This is a genomic window from Bacteroides sp. AF32-8BH, assembly GCF_003435205.1.
GTDB classification, from domain to species: domain Bacteria; phylum Bacteroidota; class Bacteroidia; order Bacteroidales; family Bacteroidaceae; genus Bacteroides; species Bacteroides ovatus.
The window spans coordinates 19967-45766 of the sequence record NZ_QVLZ01000013.1; the positions used below are offsets into that span (position 1 = coordinate 19967).

24 protein-coding genes are annotated in these 25800 nt (G+C 40.7%); 16 read left to right on the forward strand and 8 right to left on the reverse strand.

Features of this window, described 5'->3' with window-relative positions; all coding sequences use genetic code 11:
• Positions 1 to 11 precede the first annotated feature (11 nt).
• Entirely contained in the window at positions 12 to 413 is a 402-nt protein-coding gene (locus DWZ47_RS11070; RefSeq protein ID WP_009000886.1) for an FKBP-type peptidyl-prolyl cis-trans isomerase, read from the forward strand.
• 24 nt (positions 414 to 437) lie between these two features.
• On the opposite strand, the gene DWZ47_RS11075 is transcribed toward DWZ47_RS11070, so the two are convergent.
• The 5 genes from DWZ47_RS11075 to DWZ47_RS11095 form a co-directional block, all read right to left on the reverse strand.
• Entirely contained in the window at positions 438 to 824 is a 387-nt protein-coding gene (locus tag DWZ47_RS11075) for a LytTR family transcriptional regulator DNA-binding domain-containing protein (protein ID WP_117513164.1), read from the reverse strand.
• Between the two features lie 165 nt (positions 825 to 989).
• Positions 990 to 2102, reverse strand: coding sequence for an AraC family transcriptional regulator (locus DWZ47_RS11080; protein WP_004325522.1), 1113 nt, complete (start codon positions 2100 to 2102; stop codon positions 990 to 992).
• 128 nt (positions 2103 to 2230) lie between these two features.
• Positions 2231 to 2584 carry a DUF1622 domain-containing protein gene (locus tag DWZ47_RS11085; RefSeq protein ID WP_004296944.1) on the reverse strand — a complete coding sequence of 118 codons (354 nt, stop codon included), beginning with the start codon at positions 2582 to 2584 and terminating at the stop codon, positions 2231 to 2233.
• 341 nt (positions 2585 to 2925) lie between these two features.
• Complete coding sequence (locus DWZ47_RS11090) at positions 2926 to 3936, reverse strand: GGGtGRT protein (protein WP_008648383.1); 1011 nt, start codon at positions 3934 to 3936, stop codon at positions 2926 to 2928.
• A 19-nt stretch (positions 3937 to 3955) separates the two neighbouring features.
• Positions 3956 to 4657: an iron-sulfur cluster assembly scaffold protein gene (locus DWZ47_RS11095; RefSeq protein ID WP_004296942.1), complete on the reverse strand. Its 702-nt coding sequence runs from the start codon at positions 4655 to 4657 to the stop codon at positions 3956 to 3958.
• A gap of 238 nt (positions 4658 to 4895) precedes the next feature.
• Here DWZ47_RS11095 and DWZ47_RS11100 point away from each other — a divergent pair, with 238 nt between their 5' ends.
• The 9 genes from DWZ47_RS11100 (at position 4896) to DWZ47_RS11140 (ending at position 13500) form a co-directional block, all read left to right on the forward strand.
• Complete coding sequence (locus tag DWZ47_RS11100; protein WP_117513166.1) at positions 4896 to 5300, forward strand: HsmA family protein; 405 nt, start codon at positions 4896 to 4898, stop codon at positions 5298 to 5300.
• 611 nt (positions 5301 to 5911) lie between these two features.
• Entirely contained in the window at positions 5912 to 6412 is a 501-nt protein-coding gene (locus tag DWZ47_RS11110; protein WP_004310795.1) for a DMP19 family protein, read from the forward strand.
• Between the two features lie 82 nt (positions 6413 to 6494).
• Positions 6495 to 7277, forward strand: coding sequence for a hypothetical protein (locus DWZ47_RS11115; protein ID WP_128857879.1), 783 nt, complete (start codon positions 6495 to 6497; stop codon positions 7275 to 7277).
• Positions 7278 to 7303: 26 nt separating this feature from the next.
• Complete coding sequence (locus tag DWZ47_RS11120; RefSeq protein WP_008021718.1) at positions 7304 to 7849, forward strand: Yip1 family protein; 546 nt, start codon at positions 7304 to 7306, stop codon at positions 7847 to 7849.
• A 9-nt stretch (positions 7850 to 7858) separates the two neighbouring features.
• Positions 7859 to 8311 (forward strand): SsrA-binding protein, encoded by a 453-nt coding sequence (smpB, locus tag DWZ47_RS11125; protein ID WP_008643258.1) that lies wholly within the window; start codon positions 7859 to 7861, stop codon positions 8309 to 8311.
• Between the two features lie 89 nt (positions 8312 to 8400).
• Positions 8401 to 11148, forward strand: a complete 2748-nt coding sequence (gene metH / locus DWZ47_RS11130; protein WP_117513168.1) for a methionine synthase — start codon at positions 8401 to 8403, stop codon at positions 11146 to 11148.
• 11 nt (positions 11149 to 11159) lie between these two features.
• Entirely contained in the window at positions 11160 to 11759 is a 600-nt protein-coding gene (locus tag DWZ47_RS11135; RefSeq protein WP_004310800.1) for a nitroreductase family protein, read from the forward strand.
• Between the two features lie 71 nt (positions 11760 to 11830).
• Positions 11831 to 11956 (forward strand): symporter small accessory protein, encoded by a 126-nt coding sequence (locus DWZ47_RS30945; protein WP_004296931.1) that lies wholly within the window; start codon positions 11831 to 11833, stop codon positions 11954 to 11956.
• Entirely contained in the window at positions 11953 to 13500 is a 1548-nt protein-coding gene (locus DWZ47_RS11140) for a sodium:solute symporter family protein (protein WP_004296930.1), read from the forward strand. The genes DWZ47_RS30945 and DWZ47_RS11140 overlap by 4 nt, the downstream gene beginning before the upstream one ends.
• 36 nt (positions 13501 to 13536) lie before the next feature.
• On the opposite strand, the gene DWZ47_RS11145 is transcribed toward DWZ47_RS11140, so the two are convergent.
• Both DWZ47_RS11145 and udk read right to left on the reverse strand, forming a co-directional pair.
• Positions 13537 to 14928 carry a transglycosylase SLT domain-containing protein gene (locus DWZ47_RS11145; RefSeq protein ID WP_004305959.1) on the reverse strand — a complete coding sequence of 464 codons (1392 nt, stop codon included), beginning with the start codon at positions 14926 to 14928 and terminating at the stop codon, positions 13537 to 13539.
• 24 nt (positions 14929 to 14952) lie between these two features.
• A complete protein-coding gene (gene udk, locus DWZ47_RS11150; protein ID WP_032848574.1) occupies positions 14953 to 15564 on the reverse strand; it encodes a uridine kinase in 612 nt (203 codons plus the stop codon).
• Positions 15565 to 15672: 108 nt separating this feature from the next.
• Here udk and DWZ47_RS11155 point away from each other — a divergent pair, with 108 nt between their 5' ends.
• Complete coding sequence (locus DWZ47_RS11155; protein WP_008774925.1) at positions 15673 to 15972, forward strand: Dabb family protein; 300 nt, start codon at positions 15673 to 15675, stop codon at positions 15970 to 15972.
• 15 nt (positions 15973 to 15987) lie between these two features.
• A complete protein-coding gene (locus tag DWZ47_RS11160; protein ID WP_009000895.1) occupies positions 15988 to 18045 on the forward strand; it encodes a protein-disulfide reductase DsbD family protein in 2058 nt (685 codons plus the stop codon).
• Positions 18046 to 18150: 105 nt separating this feature from the next.
• Here the strand turns inward: DWZ47_RS11160 and DWZ47_RS11165 are convergent, their stop codons facing one another.
• Positions 18151 to 18855, reverse strand: a complete 705-nt coding sequence (locus DWZ47_RS11165) for a pirin family protein (RefSeq protein ID WP_004296925.1) — start codon at positions 18853 to 18855, stop codon at positions 18151 to 18153.
• A 195-nt stretch (positions 18856 to 19050) separates the two neighbouring features.
• On the opposite strand from DWZ47_RS11165, the gene DWZ47_RS11170 reads away from it, so the two are divergent.
• The 4 genes from DWZ47_RS11170 (at position 19051) to DWZ47_RS11185 (ending at position 25796) form a co-directional block, all read left to right on the forward strand.
• Positions 19051 to 19653, forward strand: coding sequence for an RNA polymerase sigma-70 factor (locus DWZ47_RS11170; RefSeq protein WP_004305965.1), 603 nt, complete (start codon positions 19051 to 19053; stop codon positions 19651 to 19653).
• Between the two features lie 86 nt (positions 19654 to 19739).
• Positions 19740 to 20729, forward strand: coding sequence for a FecR family protein (locus DWZ47_RS11175; protein WP_004310803.1), 990 nt, complete (start codon positions 19740 to 19742; stop codon positions 20727 to 20729).
• Between the two features lie 208 nt (positions 20730 to 20937).
• Positions 20938 to 24381: a TonB-dependent receptor gene (locus DWZ47_RS11180; RefSeq protein WP_117513170.1), complete on the forward strand. Its 3444-nt coding sequence runs from the start codon at positions 20938 to 20940 to the stop codon at positions 24379 to 24381.
• Between the two features lie 23 nt (positions 24382 to 24404).
• Complete coding sequence (locus tag DWZ47_RS11185) at positions 24405 to 25796, forward strand: RagB/SusD family nutrient uptake outer membrane protein (protein ID WP_004305970.1); 1392 nt, start codon at positions 24405 to 24407, stop codon at positions 25794 to 25796.
• Positions 25797 to 25800: the final 4 nt, after the last annotated feature.

The window sequence follows — 25800 nt, forward strand, 5'->3', positions numbered from 1 at the left end:
TCAATTTATTTATGGGGAAAAAGAAAGAATACAAAGAGGCCAATCGGCGATTTTTGAAAAAACTGTCTTTTCAGGAAGGTGTTTTCGCGTTGCCGTGTGGAATCTATTACAAAGTTTTGGAAACTGGCGAAAGTACGATTTCTCCGGGTGCGCGGAGTATTGTTACCGTGCATTACAAAGGAAGTCTGATTGATGGTCGGGTGTTTGATAATTCTTATGAGCGTACTTGTCCCGATGCCTTACGTCTTAGTGATGTAATAGAAGGGTGGCAGGTGGCACTTCAGAAAATGCATGTTGGTGATAAATGGATTATTTATATTCCTTATGCAATGGGATACGGTATCAAATCTTTTGATTCTATTCCTGCTTACTCGACATTGATCTTCGAAGTGGAACTGCTTGGCGTTGCATAGAACATAAAGATGATCTATATACAATCAGATACATGGATATTTTTCTTTTAGCTTTTTCATAAAAGACTTGCTTACTTGTAAAAGTTCCATCTCATTAAATGGAGGAAGCAATATGCAATTGTTGTCTTCAATCGAAACCAGATAGCTTATATTGATAATGTGTGACTGGCTAATCTGGATAAGATAGGGATGCAGACTCAATATATTTTGTGAGTTTGTATTTCTTTTGAGTGCCAGGGTATGATTATTATTTAATACAGCTTCCCATAGTTTACTCTTGGAGTTATACCGGAAATAGCCAATCTGTTCTAAATGGATTAGTTGCAAGTTTCCAGTAATGGTAGTATATAAAAAGATCTTTTCTTCTTGATGTTTTTCTGTGTCGGTGTGATTACAATTGTCAATATTCATATTCTATTTATCTTAGTATTCGATTAATCTGTTGATGATGCCAACGTCGTAGTTTTATTTTGCATCAAAAGTAACGGATTGCTTTTAGCTATAAAAATAAAAAGTGTCTCATTCCTGAAATGAGACACTTTTTACTATTAAGAATTGTGCTTTTAAAAAAGGAAATTATTGTTCTACTCTTTGATTCTCAATGAATTTACTGGGTGATACACCATACTTTTCTGAAAAGTTACGATAGAAAGTTGCCCGGGAGGTGAAACCGCATGCAAACATAAGTTCTTTTACATTACTCTTTGGATTTTCGGCGGCTAACTGTCTGAAATATTCCAGTCGAAGATAATTAATGTATTCCCGGAAACCTGTAAAGCCCTGACTTTTGATTGCTGCTGAAATATCATGTTCCTGTTTATTCAGGGACTTGGCTAAAAGTTCTATATTATACCGTTGATCGGTATAGGGATGCTGTTCCTGAAGATAGGCTTCAATCGTTGAGAAGAGCGGGAGAGTAGGAGATGGCTTTCCAGCTTGTAGCATTATAGTGCTTTCCGTATTCTTTGCATTATGAATCATGTTTATATGGTTCGAAAACGGATTCTCATAACGTAAATATTGTATGGAGAATAAGACCGTAAAAACGATTGCCATAATGCCGAACAGATTGAAAACAAATTCATTGATATTTAGAGTGAACAAAATGTATATCCCTAAAAATACGAATAGAAAACCGATGAATAGATACATGTTATTATTTATCCTGCGGTAGGTCTTGTTATTCATCATCGGATAAATAAGAAGAACGAGTGGGGTAAAAACGGATAACAGGAATATGCAAGCCCTAAGCTTGACATCTATTTGATGGATATTCGGAATAATTTCATCTATGGAGTGGATGGGGGTGATATTCCCATTGAAACCTAAATAACTGATTCCTACCGTTATCGTAATGATAGGTAATAACAGAAAAGTAAATATCCTGAAATGGTTCAGATAGCCCGGCGATAAAGAAGCGATAGGGAACAGGGCTACAATATTTGCTAAAGCATACCATTTGAGCATTTTCTCTATGTTGAGCAATTCTGTGAAGTTGTATTCCGGAGTGTCTGTGACAATTGTCAACCATCCGATATTTTCCCATGAAAACATAATGCCGATGCCGGTTGCTATAATTCCCCAATATAATTTCGGATAATTGTCTTTAGCACGTATAATAAGGATGATTCCTATAATTAACGCAATCAGATCAAGTGTAAGCTCAATAGATAGATGTGTAATTCCCATTTTTTTGACGTGTTTCTATTCCTTGCCAGTCAGTGTGTAAATGTTTCCCGTACAAAGGTAGGCAAAATAGAAATATCAGGCAATAAAAAAGATATGGCTTTGGAGAAACTTAGTTGTGCGGCGATATGCTATATTTCTTTCGCTGAATCATTTTCGGCCAATTCTTTGATCTCTTTATTCAAAAATACAGAAAGCACAGTTCTTACTACAACCACTCCACCCAGGATTGCCAATTCGTCCAATGTTGGATCAACCACAGTTTTTAGTATGTCGGAAGCAATTAGAAATTCCAATCCAAGCAAAAGGTAAGTGCCAAAATCCGCCCTCAACTGCCGTATATTGTTAACCGTATATGTTCCGTTGAATCGTTTTATTTCATTGCGTAAAAAGGCGATGAAGCAGACTAATACTCCGTAAGTGACAATTAGCAGACTAATAACACTGATAATAGTGGCAAGTGTATTTAAGAATGTGAGTAGCATTGTTGTATAATGTTTTAGTATCTGTTATGTAAACAGGCGAAGTCATACAAAAGTTCTCGAATTAGCTACATTATTTGCTCTTACAGGTTTATATTTGTATATTCAAGTTAAAAGCTACCTATTTGTCCAGTTTAAATAGTGTCTGGAGGGTATTCAAAGTGGGTTGAAAGTGGATGTAAATCAAACACTGATTGGTACAAAGGAGAAAGAAAAGATGATATGGTTTATATGAAGTAATACATTTCAGAATAAATTTATCCATATCAAATTATTACAAATAAAAAGAACTCCTGTAATCGTTAAGATTACAGGAGTTCTTTATCTATATAAAGTAACCTGAATTACTTACCTAAAGCCTGAGCAACATCAACCGCACAAGCTACTGTACAACCTACCATCGGGTTGTTACCAATTCCTAGGAATCCCATCATTTCTACGTGAGCAGGAACTGATGAAGAACCAGCGAACTGTGCATCAGAGTGCATACGACCCATCGTATCCGTCATACCATAAGAAGCAGGACCGGCAGCCATGTTATCCGGGTGAAGAGTACGACCTGTACCACCACCAGAAGCAACAGAGAAATAAGGTTTGCCAGCAAGAACACGTTCTTTCTTGTAAGTACCAGCAACTGGGTGTTGGAAACGAGTCGGGTTAGTAGAGTTACCTGTGATAGATACGTCTACACCTTCTTTCCACATGATAGCTACACCTTCGCGAACGTCGTCAGCACCATAACATTTTACTTTTGCACGAGGGCCGTCAGAGTAAGCGATTTCGCGAACAACTTTCAGTTCACCTGTGAAATAATCGAATTGAGTCTGAACATAAGTAAAGCCGTTGATACGAGAGATGATCTGAGCAGCGTCTTTTCCAAGACCGTTCAGGATGCAACGCAACGGTTCTTTACGTACTTTGTCTGCTTTTGCAGCGATTTTGATAGCACCTTCAGCAGCAGCGAAAGATTCGTGACCTGCCAGGAAAGCGAAACATTTAGTTTCTTCGCGCAGCAACATAGCAGCCAGGTTACCATGACCGATACCAACCTTACGGTCGTCAGCTACAGAACCCGGGATACAGAATGCTTGCAAACCGATACCGATAGCTTCAGCAGCTTCAGCAGCGTTTGTGCAGTTCTTCTTAAGAGCGATAGCAGTACCTACTACATAAGCCCATTTTGCATTTTCAAAGCAGATAGGCTGAGTTTCTTCACACGTTTTATAAGGATCAAGTCCGGCAGCTTCGCAGATAGCGTTAGCTTCTTCGATGTCTTTGATGCCGTTAGCGTTCAAGGCTGCAATGATACCTTTGATACGACGGTCTTGGCTTTCGAATTTTACTTCTCTAATCATAGTTTCTTTCCTCCTTATATTATTCGTGACGTGGATCAATAGATTTAACTGCTCCCTGTTCTGCTGTTACGCGTCCATAAGTACCTGTAACTTTCTTCAAAGCTTCGTTAGCATCAGTACCTTTCTTGATTTCGTCCATGAACTTACCCATGTGTACGAATTCGTATCCGCAGATTTCGTCGTTCTTGTCCAAGAAGATTTGCTTGATATAACCTTCTGCCATTTCAAGGTAACGAGGACCTTTAGCCAAAGTACCATAAAGAGTACCTACCTGGCTACGCAGACCTTTACCTAAGTCTTCCAAACCTGCACCGATAATCAAACCACCTTCAGAGAAAGCCGATTGAGTACGTCCGTATACGATTTGCAAGAAAAGTTCGCGCATTGCAGTATTGATAGCGTCGCAAACAAGGTCAGTGTTTAATGCTTCAAGAACTGTTTTACCCGGAAGGATTTCAGAAGCCATAGCAGCTGAGTGAGTCATACCAGAGCAACCGATTGTCTCGATCAAGGCTTCCTGGATGATACCTTCTTTAACGTTCAGTGTCAGTTTACAAGCACCTTGTTGAGGAGCGCACCAACCGATACCGTGTGTCAAACCAGAAATATCAACGATTTCTTTAGATTTTACCCATTTGCCTTCTTCGGGTATGGGAGCCGGTCCATGGTTAGGACCCTTCTTTACAACACACATGTGTTCCACTTCGTGTGAATAAGTCATAATTAGCTCTTTTTTTAAGTGATATAATTAAAAATACGTAGTCACGATTCTCTAAATCGCCCACAAAGGTAGTCGATTTATTTGTTTCTGCAAATCGCCTTTTATTACTTTTTTGTGAAAAGTGACAAATCTGTTTACGTTTTTTTGTCGTTTGTAAAGTCGGGATTGCATTTGTGAAAGATTGAGACCGGGAGAACTATCTATTCTTTGCTTTGTTGTTATTAGAAAAAGAAAATTTATGGAACTGAATCAAGTAGATATACATTATTTAATAGCGGCAATTTGCGTTATTTCATCTGCACTTATTTTTTATACGATAGGTGTTTGGGGAGAACGTCTTCAAAGGAAATTAAAGTTTTGGCATCTCATTTTCTTTCTTCTCGGGTTGTTGGCTGATACGGTGGGTATAAGCCTGATGGAGCATATTGCCGAACTGACTCATCTGCATGACGAAATGCATACGGTGACAGGGGCAATTGCTATTCTTCTGATGTTTGTACATGCGTTATGGGCGATATGGACCTATGTGAAGGGAACGCCTATAGAAAAGAGACATTTTAATCGTTTCAGCATTGTAGTTTGGTGCATTTGGCTTATACCTTATTTAATAGGGGTTTATTTGGGGATGCGATTACACGTATAGGATTAGGCAGCAGATAAATAGGGGGAGAGGGATTATTCCGCTAAAAGCTTACGTTATTTAGTTCAAAAGGATACAAAAATGAGGGTGTTCGGAGAGGGGTGTACAAAGCGCTGAAACGCCCACCAGTAAAGGGGGAAAAGCCAATGAAAACCAGTAGAGTAGAGAAGAGAAGAGAAGAGAAGAGTAAAGAAGAGTAAGTAAAAGTATTATTTCTGTTATAAGCAACAGCAATAATACTGGGCAGAGAAGATGGCTTTGGATGCTGCCGTTGTCGGTTCGGATCACTTCGTCGGTACCGTTTCTGTTCCCGTGTCCCTCATGAACTGTTCGTCCGGCAGATGACCGACTTTTGTCTGGTAGGTTGTTGATGCTCGCCCGGTAGGTAACGGACATTCACACGGTAGATAACCTACGTTTGTACGTTAGGTAAATTCTATATTATTTCACGGGCTACCGCTTCAATACTTGTTTGCTAAAGTATCATTTGCTTCAAAACCGTACCGGAAGGAATGAAACGGATTGATAATTGTTTTTAGTAAGATTGTAGGCGTATCATTATTAGATATGGGATTAAAGTTGTAACTTTGTTGCTTCAAATATTAAATGAAGATATGATCGAAGTTTTAGAGTCTGCTTTACAGAAGGCTGCGGGTGAAGGAATGGATGAATTTATCCAAGCGTTTACAGATAAATATAAAGAGATTATCGGTGGCGAACTAACTGCCGAAACAATGCCTCTGCTGACAGGAGAACAACATTCTTTGCTGGCATATCAGATTTTTCGTGATGAGGTGATGGTAGGGGGATTCTGCCAATTGATTCAGAATGGCTATGGTGGCTATATCTTTGATAATCCGTTTGCGAAAGTGATGCGTTTGTGGGGAGCGGAAGAATTCTCTAAATTAGTTTATAAGGCTAAGAAAATCTTTGATTCCAACCGGAAAGATTTGGAAAAGGAACGGACGGATGATGAATTTATGGCTATGTACGAGCAATATGAAGCTTTTGATGAGTTGGAAGAAGCTTATTTAGAGATGGAAGAACAAGTCACAGCATTGATTGCAAGCTACGTAGATGATCATTTGGAACTTTTTGCAAAAATAATAAAGTAACGGATGCAGTATTTTTTAAGTACTTGCATTTATTAATTATGAATTAGAATTTATATCTTTGCAAAATCTAAAAAATATGTTTATGAAACAAGTGAAATTTTTCTTGGTGGCTTTGATGGCTGTGGTTATGGGTATGTCAGTTACTTCTTGTATGAAAGGAGAAAATAATACAGTAGTACCTGTATATGGTGTGATTACTTTAGTAAATACATTCCCATACCAGTTTCAAGTAGAAGGTAGTAACGTAATATTTGAGGCTAGTTCAATGTCAATCCCTGGTTTATCTAGTGATGCATATAGTGGGGATATTGTTCTGCTGAATGCACAATATGATACGGAAACGCAACCTGTTGATCAGAACACAAAAAAGATCATTGTGGAAGCTGCTGGAGCTGAAAAGTTGAATGTTAACTCATACGTTTCTTCAGATGATGTAACGTATAATCGTTCTATAATTTCTCTGAGTAGATATGGCTCTAGTGTTTCACCTTATCTTTACAGTGCAAAATGGATAATATTTCCTATGCCTTTCTGTGTCGAAAAAGAAGAGAATGTGTCTAGTCATACTTTTTATTTAGTGTATGATAAGGAGAATACTGCAAATGATGATAATACTATGGTATTACGTTTACGCCATACTTCTACTGAAGATGCCGATAAAGAAAAGACTGTAGTGACTCGTTATAGGGCTTTTAATATAGCTAATGTTGTAAGTCGTTTTGAAGGTACTAAACTCAAAACTATTAAAATTATAGTACCAGAACAAACGGGTGATTCACCTAAAATTGAAGAAGGTTCAAATAATGGGTATAAGGATGCAACTTATACTATTAATGATTATGATAAATACGTAACTAACAATTGAACTACAAAGAACTATTTAACATAGCAATGAAATTGATTTCCTCTCCGGCCAAGGCTTGGGAGGAAATTTCTATGGAAGAGGATAGGCGAAAAGTATTTATGGCTTTTGTCTATCCTATGATTGGTTTATGCGGTCTGTCCGTATTCATCGGTTCGTTATTGACGAATGGGTGGGGAGGTCCGCAAAGTTTCCAGATAGCTATGACCAATTGTTGCGCCGTAGCTGTAGCCCTGTTCGGTGGCTATTTTCTGGCAGCTTATGCCATCAATGAAATGGGAACAAGGATGTTTGGTCTGCATAGCAATATGCCGTTGACACAACAGTTTGCAGGATATGCATTGGTTGTGTCTTTCCTGCTTCAGATAGTAACCGGACTATTACCTGATTTTAGAATTATTGCTTGGTTGCTGCAGTTCTACATCGTCTATGTGGTATGGGAGGGAGTTCCTATACTGATGGGAGTAGAAGAAAAACAACGATTAAAATACACCCTTTTGTCGTCTGTATTGTTAATACTATGTCCGGCGGTGATACAGATCGTGTTTAATAGACTGACGGCTATACTTAATTAATGAGTAAAGATGAAACAACCTCCTGTAAATATAAAGAATAAACGGGCTACGTTTGATTACGAGCTGATAGATACCTACACAGCAGGTATTGTATTGACCGGTACGGAAATAAAATCCATTCGTTTGGGAAAAGCCAGTCTGGTAGATACGTTTTGCTATTTTACGAAAGGCGAATTGTGGGTGAAGAATATGCACATCGCCGAATATTTCTATGGATCGTACAATAACCATACGGCACGTAGAGAGAGGAAGTTGTTGCTTAATAAAAAAGAATTGGAAAAACTTCAGCGGGAGATGAAAAATCCCGGCTTTACGATTGTTCCTGTACGCTTGTTTATCAATGAAAAAGGTTTGGCGAAACTGGTAGTCGCTTTGGCGAAAGGTAAGAAAGAATATGATAAACGGGAATCTATAAAGGAGAAAGACGACCGTAGAGATATGGCAAGAATGTTCAAGCGGTAACTAAAAACCGCTATAAGATAAACGCCGGACTGCGAAGAGTCTGGCAGATGATGGCAGAGTAGGTAATTAGGAATTAATGTGATAGGGTAATGAAAAAGACAATTTCTCAAGTCGTATCCGAGCGCATCCTTATTCTGGATGGGGCAATGGGTACAATGATTCAACAATATAACCTCAAGGAAGAAGATTTTCGTGGTGAACGATTTGCGCATATCCCCGGACAGTTGAAAGGGAATAACGACTTATTGTGTCTCACACGTCCCGACGTGATTCAAGATATTCATCGTAAATACCTGGAAGCAGGTGCGGATATCATCGAGACCAATACATTCAGTTCAACCACAGTTTCTATGGCTGATTATCACGTAGAAGAATACGTGCGTGAGATGAATCTTGCAGCCGTAAAACTGGCTCGTGACCTTGCTGACGAGTATACAGCCAAGAATCCCGATAAACCACGTTTTGTGGCCGGCTCCGTAGGACCTACCAATAAAACCTGTTCTATGAGCCCGGACGTGAACAACCCGGCTTATCGTGCTTTGAGTTACGACGAACTGGCTGCATCCTATCAGCAACAAATGGAAGCAATGCTCGAAGGTGGGGTAGACGCCATTCTGATTGAGACAATCTTTGATACCCTAAATGCCAAAGCTGCAATTTTTGCTGCCGAACAAGCCATGAAAATGACAGGCATAGAAGTGCCGATCATGTTATCTGTAACAGTGTCTGATATTGGCGGACGAACATTGTCCGGACAAACATTGGATGCATTTCTGGCTTCTGTGCAACATGCCAATATATTTTCAGTCGGTTTGAATTGCTCATTCGGTGCCCGTCAGTTGAAGCCGTTCCTGGAACAGCTGGCATCCCGTGCACCTTATTATATTAGTGCCTATCCGAATGCCGGGTTACCGAATAGTCTGGGTAAGTATGACCAGACACCTGCGGATATGGCTCATGAAGTGAGAGAATATATTGAAGAAGGATTAATCAATATTATTGGTGGCTGTTGTGGTACGACAGATGCTTATATTGCTGAATATCCCGCCCTTGTAGAAGGAGCTAAACCACACGTTCCTGCCTCTGCGCCGGATTGTATGTGGCTCTCCGGACTTGAACTGTTGGAGGTGAAGCCGGAAATAAACTTTGTGAATGTCGGCGAACGTTGCAACGTAGCCGGTTCGCGCAAGTTCCTTCGTCTCATCAATGAAAAAAAATACGATGAGGCTCTTTCTATCGCCCGCCAACAAGTGGAGGACGGTGCTTTAGTGGTCGATGTCAATATGGATGACGGATTGCTGGATGCAAAGACAGAGATGACTATTTTCCTGAATCTTATCATGTCCGAACCGGAAATAGCCCGTGTTCCGATTATGATCGATTCTTCCAAATGGGAAGTTATTGAAGCCGGACTGAAGTGTCTTCAGGGCAAATCAATCGTCAATTCTATTTCTTTGAAAGAGGGAGAGGAAGTTTTCCTTGAACATGCCCGAATCATCCGGCAATATGGAGCCGCTGCTGTGGTCATGGCGTTCGACGAGAAAGGACAGGCAGATACAGCCGCCCGTAAAATCGAAGTTTGCCAACGGGCTTACCGTCTTTTGGTTGACAAAATTGGTTTTAATCCTCACGATATTATTTTTGACCCCAATGTGCTTGCTGTAGCTACGGGGATTGAAGAACATAATAACTATGCTGTAGATTTTATTGAAGCTACCGCTTGGATAAAGAAAAATCTCCCTGGTGCACACATCAGCGGAGGAGTCAGCAACCTCTCTTTCTCTTTCCGTGGCAACAATTATATCCGTGAGGCCATGCATGCAGTGTTCCTTTATCACGCCATCCAACAAGGAATGGACATGGGGATTGTGAATCCGGGAACTTCCGTATTGTACACTGATATTCCGGCTGATGTCTTGGAAAAGATAGAAGATGTTGTCTTAAACCGTCGTCCGGATGCGGCGGAACGGCTTATCGAATTAGCGGAATCTCTGAAAGCAAACATGAGCGAAACTGCCGGACAACCGGCTGTCAAGCAAGATGCCTGGAGAGAAGGAACTGTTCAGGAACGTTTGAAGTATGCCTTGATGAAAGGAATTGGAGATTTTCTGGAACAGGACTTGGCAGAGGCATTGCCTCTTTATGATAAAGCTGTCGATGTAATTGAAGGACCGCTGATGGATGGAATGAACCATGTTGGTGAACTGTTTGGTGCCGGTAAGATGTTTCTTCCCCAGGTTGTGAAGACTGCCCGCACCATGAAGAAAGCCGTAGCTATCTTGCAACCGATCATTGAATCGGAAAAAGTGGAAGGAAGTGCTTCGGCAGGTAAAGTGTTGCTGGCAACTGTGAAAGGAGATGTGCACGACATCGGAAAAAACATTGTAGCTGTAGTGATGGCTTGCAATGGTTATGATATTGTGGATTTAGGAGTAATGGTTCCCGCAGAAACCATCGTTCAGCGTGCTATTGAAGAAAAGGTAGATATGATCGGGTTGAGTGGACTGATTACTCCATCTCTGGAAGAAATGGCTCACGTGGCTGTTGAACTCGAAAAAGCGGGGTTGGATATTCCTCTTTTGATTGGTGGAGCCACTACATCGAAGATGCATACGGCATTAAAGATTGCCCCTGTCTATCATGCTCCGGTAGTACACCTGAAAGATGCTTCCCAAAATGCAAGTGTCGCTTCCAAATTGCTCAACCCGCAGGCAAAAGCCGAGCTGGTGAATGAATTGGAAACAGAATATGAAGCACTCCGTGAAAAGAGTGGGCTGATGAAGCGTGAAACTGTTTCGTTGGAAGAAGCACAGAAAAATAAGTTGAACCTGTTTTAAACATTGTCACAATGAAAAAGATTTTCTCTTTCTTATGTCTGATTGTAGCAGTCACTGCTATGACCTCCTGTTCTTCTGCAAAAGAAGAAAAAGGAACATCCGGAACCGGAAATGCTGTGTTGGATAATATTTTCGAGCGCAAAAGTGTGCGTGCTTATCTGAATAAAGGAGTAGAGAAAGAGAAAATCGACTTTATGCTTCGTGCCGGAATGGCTGCTCCTACGGGTAGGGATATCCGTCCATGGGAATTTGTGGTAGTATCTGATCGTGCCAAACTAGATTCAATGGCAGCAGCACTTCCTTATGCCAAAATGCTGACGCAGGCCCGTAACGCCATCATCGTCTGTGGAGATTCAGTACGCTCGTCATATTGGTATTTAGATTGTTCTGCAGCAGCACAGAATATTTTGTTGGCTGCTGAAAGTCTGGGATTGGGTGCTGTATGGACAGCGGCCTATCCTTATGAAGACCGTATGCAAGTAGTGCGTAAATATACTAACCTGCCCGATAATATTCTTCCGCTTTGTGTCATTCCTTTTGGCTATCCGGCTACAAAAGAGAACCCGAAACAGAAATTTGACGAGAAAAAGATACATTATAATCAGTATTAGTAAACAAAAGTTTTGTCTTTTCAATAATTTCCTTACATTTGCGTCTAAATTGATTAAAATCTGATACGCAAATGTTTGGAATAGACGACCCTTTTATTATTCTGCCTTACCTGCTTTCGGTGGTATGTGTGATTTTTGCTGCCTGGTTTGGGCTGAAATATTGGAATAAGGACGACGAAAAAGACGAAACCCGATGAATACATTTACTCTTGGACTAATTGTGGTAGCTTATCTGCTGTCACTGGCCTACCTCGGCTTTTTGGGATATAAGAAAACAACGAATACCAGTGACTATTTGGTAGGCGGACGTCAGATGAATCCTATCGTAATGGCACTTTCTTATGGTGCTACGTTTATTTCTGCATCTGCTATTGTAGGTTTTGGAGGAGTGGCGGCTGCTTTTGGAATGGGTATTCAGTGGCTCTGTTTCCTCAATATGTTTGTTGGGGTGGTTATAGCTTTTATCTTTTTCGGTTTGCGTACCCGGCGTATGGGGGCGAAGTTGAATGTGAGTACTTTCCCTCAATTATTAGGCCGTCATTTCCGTTCCCGTAATATACAGGTATTTATTGCTGCTGTTATTTTCATCGGAATGCCGCTTTATGCAGCGGTTGTAATGAAAGGTGGAGCCGTATTCATCGAACAAATCTTTCAGATTGATTTCAATGTTTCCTTATTGATATTTACCTTGGTTATTGCTGCTTATGTCATAGCAGGGGGAATGAAAGGAGTAATGTATACAGATGCTTTGCAAGGAGTTATCATGTTTGGCTGTATGTTATTTCTGTTGTTTTCTTTGTATCAGGTGCTTGATATGAACTTTATCGAAGCTAATAAAGAATTGACTGCCATTGCTCCGCTAGTTCCGGAAAAGTTTAAAGCGCTAGGACATCAAGGATGGACTGCAATGCCCATCACAGGTTCTCCACAATGGTATTCGCTGGTAACTTCTCTCATTTTAGGAGTAGGAATCGGCTGTCTTGCACAGCCGCAGTTAGTGGTTCGCTTTATGACCGTGGAGAGTAGCAAGCAGTTGAACCGCGGTGTATTTATCGGTTGTTTCTTTCTGATTATAACAGTAGGGGCTATCTATCATGCTGGAGCCTTGAGTAATCTTTTCTTCCTGAAAACAGAAGGAGCGGTTGCTACCGAAGTTGTGCAGGATATTGATAAGATAATTCCATATTTTATTAATAAAGCGATGCCCGACTGGTTTGCCGCACTCTTTATGTTGTGCATCCTTTCAGCCAGTATGTCTACGTTAAGTTCGCAGTTCCATACGATGGGTGCTTCGGTAGGCTCTGATATTTACGGAACTTATAAACCCCGTTCACGGAATAAACTTACCAATGTGATCCGTCTGGGCGTATTATTCTCTATCCTGGTCAGCTATATTATTTGTTATATGTTGCCTCATGATATTATAGCCCGCGGAACTTCTATCTTTATGGGAATTTGTGCAGCCGCTTTTCTTCCGGCCTATTTCTGTGCTTTATATTGGAAGAAAGCTACTAAACAAGGTGTCATGGCAAGTCTTTGGGTGGGAACAATCGGCAGTCTGTTTGCTCTTGTGTTTCTTCATCAGAAAGAATCTGAAGCATTAGGTATCTGTAAAGCGTTATTCGGACGGGATGTGTTGATTACCACTTATCCTTTCCCTGTGATTGACCCGATATTATTTGCCTTACCATTATCTGTATTGGCTATTGTCGTAATCAGTCTGATGACCTATAGGAAATAAGTATTAGGTATTACACCTAATACTTAATACTTTATCTCATGCTTTTATTTTCTTTTTGTAGGATTCGTAGCGCGACATAATATCTCGAACGAAATTGTAAGTCTCGATGCCACGGAAATATCCGTTTTTGCAGACAGGATCGTTGAAGTATTCTTGATTGCTTTTAAGCAAGATGAAGTTTTCTACATTATCTTTCCATACTAATTTGTTTTTCCCGTATTTTTCGGCTAGTGCCATTGCGTCATATATATGTCCCAAACCGGCATTGTAAGATGCCAGGATAAAATTGAGCCGTTCCTGCTTATCGGGAATCATGCTGAAACTCCGGTCGGTGGCAGTAATATATTTGATAGCCGCTTTCACACTTTCCTCCGGATTCTGCTCTTTGCCGGGAGGTACTCCCATTGCACGTGCTGTGGCAGGCATTAACTGCATGAGTCCTTTGGCACCTGCCCAAGATACAGCGGTAGTGTCAAAATTGGATTCTGTATACGCTAATGATGCAAGCATACGCCAGTCCCAACCGATGTCTTTGGAATACTTTTTGAATAAATGGTCATAATGAGATATCTTTCCTTCTTTTAAGGAGAGGATAGGAGAGTGCGGCATCATTTTACTATTCTCAAAATAACGTTTCATACTGGCTGTGTAAGCAGGAGAAGTCATGTTTTCCTGATGCCATTGGGTAGCGGCGGCTGCGAGCTCGGGGCTGTCTTTTCGTACCGCCCACGAAGAACGTTGATCGAAACTGATGGACAGGCCGATATTTAAATTGGGATAATAGGTCTTATTAAGTCTGGCTAAATCATTGTCGGCCACCGTATACAGAATTTTTCCTTGCGCTACTTGCGTAATCAAGTCCTCAATAGTGATACTGTCATTGGTGACTTCATGAATCCGGATACCTCCTCCTAATTCACTATTCAGATTGACGAGGCGGTCATAATATTTCCCTGGTTTTACGTATATATCTTTTCCTACCAGTTCGGTTACATCTTTCAACGGCTTCTGTTTTCCTCTTCCTTGCTGAACAATTACCTGGTGAGTAATTACATCTTCGCCACAATAAAGAAGACTATCTTTCCACTCTTTGGTGATTGGCAGATTATAGGCAATCATGTCTCCTTCACCTGCCAATAATTTTTGGATCATTTCGTCGACGCTGTTGGCTACTTCAATCCTAAGTTTTAGTCCCAGGCTTTTGGCAAACTGTTCACTAAGTTCATATTGGAACCCCATTTCTTGTCCCCGGTAAATGAAATAGGAAGTAGAGCTATATAATGTCAATACAACGAGTTCGCCACTATCTTTTATTTGTGGAAGATCACGCGCTGTCTCATCCATCTTGTTATGATGCTTATTCCGGCATCCGAGCATACAACAAAATAGAATAAGAAATAAAGGAATACTCAGTGTCTTGACATTCATTTCTTAATTTTTAATTTTCAATTTTTAATTCTTAAGGTGCTTCTTGATGTACATAGTCAGTATATCAATAGCTACCCTATTACTGCCTCCTTCCGGTACAATAAGGTCGGCATATCGTTTGCAAGGTTCGATAAATTGCAGGTGCATAGGTTTTAAAACCCGTGTATAGCGTTCCATTACAGCTTCGGCAGTACGTCCGCGCTCAATGACATCTCTCTGAATGACACGAATCAGGCGTTCGTCGGGATCGGCATCAACAAATATTTTGAGGTCCATCATATTGCGCAGCTTTTTATCACATAAGGCAAGGATTCCTTCAATGATAATCACCTCACGAGGTTCGATATGAATGGTTTCGGGCTGGCGCGTGCATGTGAGATAAGAATAGGTGGGCTGTTCGATACTCTTCCCTTCTTTCAGCGTCATGACATGCTTGGATAGCAGACTCCATTCAAAAGCATCCGGATGGTCAAAATTGATATTCTGGCGTTCTTCAACCGGGACATGACTACTGTCTTTGTAGTATGAATCCTGTGGTAAGAGTACTACTTCTCCTGCGGGGAGGCTTTCTATAATTTTCCGTACGACGGTGGTCTTTCCGGAGCCCGTTCCGCCTGCTATTCCTATAATTAACATCTCTTTAAATGTATATTTGAACCAAATAGAGTATTTTTGCATTACTATTAATGTGGTAAACGCATTAACAAGACAAATATAGAAACAATTCATTAAAATAACAACGTAATGGTAAAACACATTGTATTATTTAAGTTAAAAGACGAAGTTCCTGCTGAAGGGAAACTGGAAGTCATGACTAAATTCAAGGAAGCGATAGAAGCTCTTCCTGCTAAAATTTCTGTAATTCGCAAAGTGGAGGTCGGATTGAATATGAATCCTGGTGAAACATGGAATATTGCGCTTTACAGTGAGTTTGATACACTAGAAGATGTTAGATTCTACGCAACACATCCCGATCACGTAGCTGCCGGAAAGATTCTGGCTGAAACGAAGGAGAGCCGTGCGTGCGTAGACTATGAATTATAAACCCCAAAAATAAAGATGAGAAAAATAATTTCTTTCCTGCTTTTAAGCTTTGTTGTATATGCATTGCAAGCGCAGATCAAAGATCCGGTAAAGTTTAAAACAGAGCTGACAGCTCTCTCCGATACGGAGGCAGAGGTGGTGTTTACAGCTACCATGGATAAAGGTTGGCATGTTTATTCTACCGATCTGGGAGATGGCGGCCCTATTTCCGCAACATTCAATGTTGATAATAAATCGGGTGTCGAGCTTGTAGGCAAACTGAAGCCTGTAGGCAAAGAAGTATCTACTTTCGATAAATTGTTCGAAATGAAGGTACGCTATTTCGAGAATACAGCAAAGTTTGTGCAGAAAGTAAAATTCACGGGTGGAGCTTACGCAATCGAAGGTTATCTGGAATATGGAGCTTGTGATGACGAGAGTTGTCTGCCTCCTACTCAGGTGCCGTTTAAGTATTCCGGAGTAGCAAAAGCCGGAAATGCCGCTGCAACAAAAACAGAGCAACCGGAGCAAAAGGTAGCGGATAAGCAAAAAGAAGAACCCGTTCCTGCTGCTACGAAAGATTCTTCTGCGATGATGGAACTGGTGCCTGCAACTACAACCGAAGCTGCTACGGATATTCAGCCTGCTGTTGCATCGGGTGATCTTTGGAAACCGGTAATCAGTGATTTACAAGCCTTAGGAGAAGAACATGGTCAGGAAGACATGTCCTGGATATATATATTCATAACAGGTTTTCTGGGTGGATTATTGGCATTGTTTACCCCTTGTGTATGGCCGATTATTCCGATGACAGTCAGTTTCTTCTTAAAACGTAGTAAAGACAAAAAGAAAGGAATTCGTGATGCGTGGACATACGGTGCATCTATCGTAGTGATTTATGTGGCATTGGGCTTGGCTATTACTTTGATTTTCGGAGCCAGTGCATTAAACGCTTTATCTACCAATGCTATTTTCAACATTCTCTTCTTCCTGATGCTGGTGATTTTTGCTGCTTCATTCTTTGGAGCGTTTGAAATCAGGCTGCCGTCGAAGTGGGGAAATGCAGTAGATAGCAAAGCTGAATCTACGACCGGATTGCTAAGTATTTTCCTGATGGCTTTCACGCTTTCATTGGTATCTTTCTCTTGTACAGGTCCGATTATCGGCTTCTTGCTGGTACAGGTATCTACAACAGGAAGCGTAGTTGCTCCGGCAATCGGTATGTTAGGATTTGCCATCGCTTTGGCATTGCCGTTTACACTCTTCGCCCTGTTCCCGTCTTGGCTGAAATCGATGCCAAAGTCCGGCGGATGGATGAATGTTATCAAGGTTACGCTGGGTTTCCTCGAATTAGCATTTGCACTTAAATTCTTGTCAGTTGCTGATTTGGCTTATGGTTGGAGATTGCTTGACCGCGAAACATTCCTGGCTTTATGGATTGTCATCTTTGCTTTGCTTGGATTCTACCTGTTGGGCAAGATCAAATTCCCGCACGATGACGATGATAATAAGGTGGGAGTAACCCGCTTCTTTATGGCGTTAATCTCTTTAGCATTTGCCGTATATATGGTTCCCGGTTTGTGGGGAGCACCATTGAAAGCCGTATCTGCATTTGCTCCGCCTATGCAGACGCAAGATTTCAATCTGCATAAGAATGATGTACACGCGAAATTCGATGACTATGATTTAGGAATGGAATATGCCCGTCTGAACGGAAAACCGGTTATGCTCGACTTTACCGGATATGGTTGCGTAAACTGCCGTAAGATGGAAGCAGCGGTATGGACTGACCCGAAAGTGAGTGATTTGATTAATAACGACTACGTATTGATTACACTTTATGTAGATAATAAAACTCCGTTGACTGAACCTGTGAAGATTATCGAAAACGGTACAGAACGTACTTTGCGTACTGTCGGCGATAAATGGAGCTATCTGCAACGTGTGAAATTCGGAGCTAATGCCCAGCCTTTCTATGTATTGCTGGACAATCAGGGTAAACCGTTGAATAAGTCGTATGCTTATAACGAAGATATTCCTAAGTATATTGAATTCTTACAGACCGGATTGGAGAATTATAAGAAAGGAAAATAATGATTTCTCCGATAATGACCAATCTTGGATAATGAATAAAAAAGCGGTCTCATCTTTTCGATGAGGCCGCTTTTTGAATAGAATAAATTGAAATTTTAGCGAAAATTACATGGGTACTTCTATTAATAGAAGTTGGGTTCCTTTTAATATATGTATCGGGAATTCTTTTGTATCCCAAACACCGATACCATCACGTTTGGACAGCCGTTCTTCCGCCACTGTGATTTCTCCTTCAAGTACGAAGATATATACCCCGTTACCTTCCTGATGCATCTTATATTCGATTGTTTTTTCCGTATCGAAACTTCCCATAGAGAACCATGCATCTTGTTTGATAGAAGCTGGAGTCTTCCCGTTCGGAGACAGGATTAGCGCCAGTTCATTTGGTTTCAGGAGCGGACGAATATCGAAGTTGTTATACTCCGGTTTGGTGTTTTCAACTCGTGGAAATACCCATATCTGCAGGAATTCCAGTTGTTCTTTATCACTGCCATTGTATTCACTGTGATAAATGCCGCTGCCTGTACTCATAACCTGAATATCACCCGGAGTGATGGTTTTTGTGTTTTGTACACTGTCACCATGTTTCAGGTATCCTTTTAGGGGGATGGAAATCACTTCCATATTTTTATGCGGATGTGTATCGAATCCCATAGACGGGTCTACACTGTCATCGTTCAGCACTCGTAATGCTCCGAAATGAATTCTTTCCGGATTATAATAGTTGGCAAAACTGAATGTGTGATGGGTCTTGAGCCAGCCGTGATTGAAATAGCCTCTTGATGAAGCTCTGTCGATTACTTTTTTCATAATCTTCCTTTCTTTTTTAATAGAATTTTGGTGTGCGTCTTATTTGCACTTTACTATTACTAATAACAATGGAAAGGTAGATAAAGTTCTTAACGGGAGATTTAATAAGAAGGGAGCTTTATTTTTTTATTTCAGAAAAAATACATACGTTTGTAACATCATAACAATACCTTTGTGGCCAAAAATAAAGAAAGTATGTACGCAACAGACACTCTAATGGATGAACGGGAAGTGGTTCTCCGTCTGATAGACGGAGATGAAGAGGCCTTTTGCGAACTTTATGCCGCTTATAAGAATCGTTTGCTCTACTTCGCCCTGAAATTCGTCAAGTCGCATGAATTTGCGGAGGATATATTTCAGGATGCGTTTACGGTAGTTTGGCAAACCCGTCGTTTCATCAATCCCGAAGCCTCTTTTTCTTCCTATCTTTATACTATTGTGCGTAATCGTATTTTGAATCAGTTGCGGGATATGGCTAATGAAGATCAGCTGAAAGAGCAGATTCTTTCTCAAGCGATCGATTCAACGAACGAAACGAATAATCATATTCTGCTCAATGATTTGAAAGAGATTATTGCCCGTGCATTGGAGCAATTAACGCCCCGCCAGCGTGAGGTATTTAAAATGAGTCGTGAACTACAGATGTCTCATAAAGAAATAGCCGAAGCATTGGGCGTTTCAGTTCATACAGTGCAAGAACATATTTCTCTTTCTCTAAAAGTGATTCGTTCCTATTTGACTAAATATTCAAGTACATCAGCCGATGTACTTTTGATTCTATTGTGCTTGAATTTATAATAAATGTTAATCACACCCTAGCTCTTTCTTACTTTTGTGTATTACTTATACAAAGGGAAGGAAATTAATATCCTTATTTTGAATATATGATGAAAGATACTAAAACAGAAAAAGATAAATTGCATCGCTATCTGGATGATCTTTATACCCGGGATGATGCTTCACAGTTGTTGCAAAGTATTAAGGATTCAGAAAACCAAGATATATTGGACGAACTGGCAGCAGAGGTTTGGGAAGAATCCGGGAACCTGCAACCTGGTAATGATTTGGAGCGGGAAAAATATAAGAGAGAGGCACGCCAATTACTGAAGCGTATTGAACACAAAAAACGTACATGGTTCCGCCGGGCTTCTGTGGTGGCAGTCAGTACAGCGGCTGTAATAGCCATTATCATAGGGAGTGTCAACTTTTTCCGGTATATGAATGCACAACAGGTCACACTGGCTGAAATCACCACTTCCTTTGGTGAGAAAAGACAAGTGACTTTGCCGGACGGAACTCTTTTGGTTCTGAACTCTTGTTCGCAAGTGCGTTATCCGGATCGTTTTGTTGGAGATCTCCGTGAAGTGGAACTTGAAGGTGAGGGATATTTCCGTGTTGCCCGCAATGAAAAGATGCCATTTATTGTGAGGACGAAGCGGCTGGATGTTCAGGTGTTAGGTACCCGATTTGATGTAAAATCCTATTCAACAGATGAAATAGTGTCTGTGAGTGTGGAGAGTGGTAAGGTACAGGTTGATTTACCGGAAGCGATGATGAGGCTGACTGCTAAAGAACAGGTGCTTATCAATACTGTTTCCGGAGAATATAGTAAGAAAACGGAGGATAGGGGAGTGGCTGTCTGGATGAAAGGCGGGTTACGTTTTTACAGTACACCTATCCGCGATGTGGCAAAGGAACTGGAACGGGTATATAATTGCCGGATTACTTTTGCTTCCGGTCAGGATTTCAACAACTTGATTACCGGCGAACATGATAACAAGAGTTTGGAAGCGGTACTTAAATCCATTGAATTTATCAGCGGTGATATCAAATATAAGAAAGAGGGCATCCATGTGCTTCTTTATAAAGAATGAGATGAATAATAGATAATGTTTAACCTTTTAAAAAATAATAGATGAAAACAGCTCCTTCATGAACCTCCCCAAAATGATAGAAGCACTCCAAAGGAATGCCTCTATCCGCAATCCGGACGGATATTCATAAGCTTCGACCCAAATGAATAACGTATCGCGCATTGCTTGTTTTTAATAACTTTAGTCAATTACTAAAACGCACAAATTTATGAATAATCTTCTTATTTGTAAAGGGATAAGTAAAAATAGCTGTTCGTTTTTAGCTTTTTTACTATTCACCTTCATTTTAATAGCTCCGGCTGCTGCTCAGACATTGAAAGAGCATGATATTACGCTTCGTGTGCAAAACGAGCCGGTAGAGAGTGTTTTCAATAAAATCAGCAAACAGACTAATTTTAAGTTTCTCTATGATCAGGAGACGGTGAACAAGACTCCGAGAGTTTCTTTCGACATTAAAAATGCTTCATTAAAACAGATTCTGGGAGAAATTACTTCCCAGGCCAAGCTTTATTTCAATAGGACCGATCATACAATTGCTGTTAGCAAACAGCCGCTTAAGAAAGAAGAAACTGTTCAACGTACACGTACTATACAAGGTATTGTTGCAGATGATAAAGGAGAACCGGTGATTGGTGCCAGTGTGCAGATTAAGGGAGAGGGTAGTGGTACGATTACCGATATCGACGGACGTTACTCAATCATGAATGTACCGGAGTCTGCAACATTGACCATCTCTTATATTGGATATAAAACGGTAAATATCTCTGCAAAGGATAAAAATACGGCGAAAATCACGTTGGTAGAAGATAGTAAGATGATTGATGAGGTAGTAGTGGTGGGATATGGAGTTCAGAGGAAAAGAGACGTCTCTACTTCTATTTCTTCCGTGAAAGCTGAACAAATTGCGGACGTTTCTGCTTCAGACTTTCGTCAGGCGTTGGCGGGTAAGATGCCGGGGGTACAGGTTACACAGCCAAGTGGTGATCCGGAGGGAAGTGTAAGTATCCGTGTTCGTGGTATCAGTACGGTTAATGCCGGTAGTGATCCTCTTTATATTATTGATGGCGTGCCGGTAGAACGTGGATTTGCCAATCTGAATAATAATGATGTCGAATCTGTGGAAGTTTTGAAAGATGCTTCGTCGGCAGCTATTTATGGTAGTCGCGGTTCCAACGGTGTCATTATTATCACGACCAAGCAGGGACAATCGGAAAAGATGAAAGTGCAGTATGATGGATATTATGGCATCCAGAGTGTTTCGAAGAAACTTTCAATGATGAATGCATATCAGTTTGCCGAATTTGCAAAGGATGGTCATGACAACGCTTATCTGGATGCTAATCCCGGAGGGTCACCGGATGACCCGAACGGAATGCGCCCGAACTCATGGGAACGTATTCCTACCGAACTCTTTCCCTATCTGAATGGTGATAAGGGGTTGACGGATACGGATTGGCAAGATGCTATTTTTCGTACTGCTGCTACTACCAGCCACAATGTTTCTATTTCCGGCAGAGGAAAAACAGTCGGCTATTTCATTTCTGCCAACTATTATGATAAAGAGGGTATTATAATTAATTCCGACTTTAAGAAATATAGTATGCGTATGAATTTGGACGGGAAATATAAAAGACTGAAATTTGGTCTGAATTTCTCGCCTTCCTATTCTACTTCCAATCGGGTAGATGCTTCCGGATCTAATGGTATTGTGCAATCGGCATTGATGATGCCTCCGGTATGGCCGGTGTATAATGCGGATGGCAGCTATAATTATCAGGGAAACGGCTATTGGAGAATTGGAAATGACTATCAGCATAATGCCGTATTGAACCCGGTAGCCATGGCAAACTTACAATCGGATGTTGTAGACCGTATGGCGATTGTCGGAAAAGTTTTTGCCGAATTGGAGTTGTATAAGGGGCTTACTTATAACATTTCTTTTGGTGGCGATTATTATGGTTCGCATAATGACCAATATCGTTCTTCGGAACTTCCTTTATTGGGACAAAAGTATTATGATGTAAAGTCAAATCCGACAGCCTACAGTTCATCAGGTTTTTATTTCAACTGGTTGGTGGAGAATAAAATCAATTATAACACAACGATTAAAGATGCTCATTCCATCAATGTGGTCTTAGTACAGTCGGCTCAAAAAGAGACATATAAAGGAGATAATGTGACGGCGACCGATTTCCCGAACGACTATATACAAACAATTTCCGGAGGTACGGTGACGAAAGGTGCATCCGATAAAACCCAATGGACGATTGCTTCTTATCTGGCGCGTATGCAGTACAGCTATAAAGGTAAATATATGGCTTCGGCGGCTATTCGTGCAGACGGTTCTTCCCGTTTTGGCAAGAATAATCGGTGGGGATATTTTCCTTCAGCTTCTTTGGCGTGGAGAATAAGCGGAGAAGACTTCTTTATGAAGGCTAAGTGTCTGTCGTTTGTTGATGATTTGAAGTTAAGAGCGAGTTATGGAGTGACCGGTAACTTCCAGATTGGTAATTATGATCATTTGTCTCTGATGGCTTTGGATAATTATGTGCTTGGCACAGGTAACGGACAATTGGTGAATGGTTATAAGCCAAGTACCATAAAGAATGAAGATTTGAGTTGGGAAAAGAATGCGATGGTGAATGTGGGTGTTGATTTGCAGATGTTCAAAGGATTGCTGGGACTGACTGTGGATTATTATAATACCAATACCTCTAATATGTTGTTGAATGTACCAGTTCCCCACTTGACCGGATATAGCACTGCATTGATGAATATCGGTAAAGTGAATAATAGGGGATGGGAAGTTGCTTTGACCTCACAGAAGAATATAACTAAAGATTTCGGTTATTCGTTTAATGCTAATTATGCCACTAATACGAACGAAGTGAAGGCACTCGGTCCGGGTAATGCTCCTATCATATCTACCGGTAGCGTAGATCATGCTTATTACATAACGAAAGTCGGTGAACCCATCGGATGTTATTATCTGTTGGTGCAGGATGGAATTTTCTCCAATGAAGAAGAATTAAAAAAGTATCCTCATTTCAGCAATACCCAGCCGGGAGATTTCCGCTTTGTGGATGTAGACGGGGATGGAGTGATGGATTTGGATAAAGATCGTACAATCGTGGGTAACTATATGCCCGATTTTACCTATGGGTTTGGTGGTAAAGTCTGGTTTAAGGGATTTGACCTTGATTTTAATTTTCAAGGAGTATATGGTAATGAGATTCTGAATCTGAATCGTCGTTACATTGATAATCTGGAAGGTAATACCAATGGCACCACTATAGCCTTGAATCGTTGGAAAAGTCCGGAAGATCCGGGAAACGGTCAGGTGAACCGTGCCAATCGTAAGTCAAAGGGTTATAATGGTCGTACTTCAACTTGGCATCTTGAAGATGGTTCTTATCTGCGACTGCAGAATGTGACACTAGGATATACTTTGCCGAAGAACTTGACTCAACGCTTTTTCGTGGAAAAATTAAGAGTTTACGTTTCCGGACAAAACTTATGGACTTCGACTAATTATAGCGGATATAATCCGGAAGTAAATGCACGTCCGAGTAATTCTCTTTCACCGGGTGAGGATTATGGAACTTATCCATTGGCTAAAACATTCTTGTTCGGGCTGAACATAACACTTTAATCATCCTTTAAAATACACGTTATATGAAAAAATATAAACTAATACTATTCCTGTCAACTGCTTTGTTATCAGTTGCTTGTACAGATAGTTTCTTCGATTTAGAACCGAGTAGCAGTGTGCCTACCGACAAGGTATATAAGACGGCGGAAGATTTTAATGTAGCCGTGATAGGATGTTACTCCAAATTGCAGACACAAGTTTCCTATTTTACAGAGTGTTGCGAATATCGGAGTGATAATTTGACATTGAGTGCGCCCACTGCCGGAACACAAGACCGTTATGATATCGATCAGTTTGCAGATAAAGCCTCTAACGGAATTTTGGAAGATGCCTGGGCGAACTTTAATAATGGAGTCTATCGTTGCAATCTTGTATTAGATAGAATTGATGAGGCCAACTTCGACGCAACTCTGAAAAAACAATATAAAGGCGAAGCTCTTTTTATCCGTGCCCTTACTTATTTTAATATGTATCGTTTATGGGGAGGGATACCGATGACTAATAAAGTGGTGACGGTGGCTGAAGCTCTTAAAATCGGGCGCAGTTCCGATCAACAGGTTTATGATTTTCTTGTCGGTGATTTGAATCAGGTTATTAATGAAAATATGTTGCCGTCTTCTTATACAAGTGCCGATATGGGACGAGTGACTTCCGGTGCTGCAATGGCATTGCTCGGCAAGATTTACCTGACTTTCCATAAATGGACGGAGGCTCGCAATGTGCTATCTCAACTAGTGGGTCGGTATTCTTTAATGACTACTCCCGAACAGGTGTTTGACGTGAACAATAAAATGAACGATGAGATTATTTTTGCTGTTCGCTTTAATAAGGATGTTGAAGGAGAAGGACATGGATATTGGTTCTCTATTATTAATCTGACTGATGATACCAATCAGACAAAGTCTCTGAAAGAGTGCTACAAAGATGGGGATAAGCGCAAGAATCTGATTACCTATGTAAAGGTGGAAGATAAAGTATGCGTGATGAATAAATTTAAGGATGTCAAAAGTGCGACCTATAATACAGTCGGTAATGACCAGATTATTCTCCGTTATGCCGATGTGCTGTTAATGTACGCTGAAGCTTTGAATGAAATCAGTTATAGTAATTTGCAGAATTCAGAAGCTATGGTTGCTTTGAATGCTGTGCATACTCGTGCCGGATTGTCTCCGCTTCAGATAACAGAGCTTCCCGATCAGGATAGCTTCCGTAAAGCGATTATGTTGGAACGTCAACAGGAGTTTCCTTATGAAGGACAGCGTTGGTTCGATTTGGTACGTATGGGAGGTGCTAAGGAGGCTATGAAAGCAGAAGGACATATTATTCAGGACTATCAATTCCTGTATCCTATTCCAAAAACGGAGTTGGAAAGAATAAACAACACAGAACTGTTGTGGCAGAATACGGGATATTAATAGG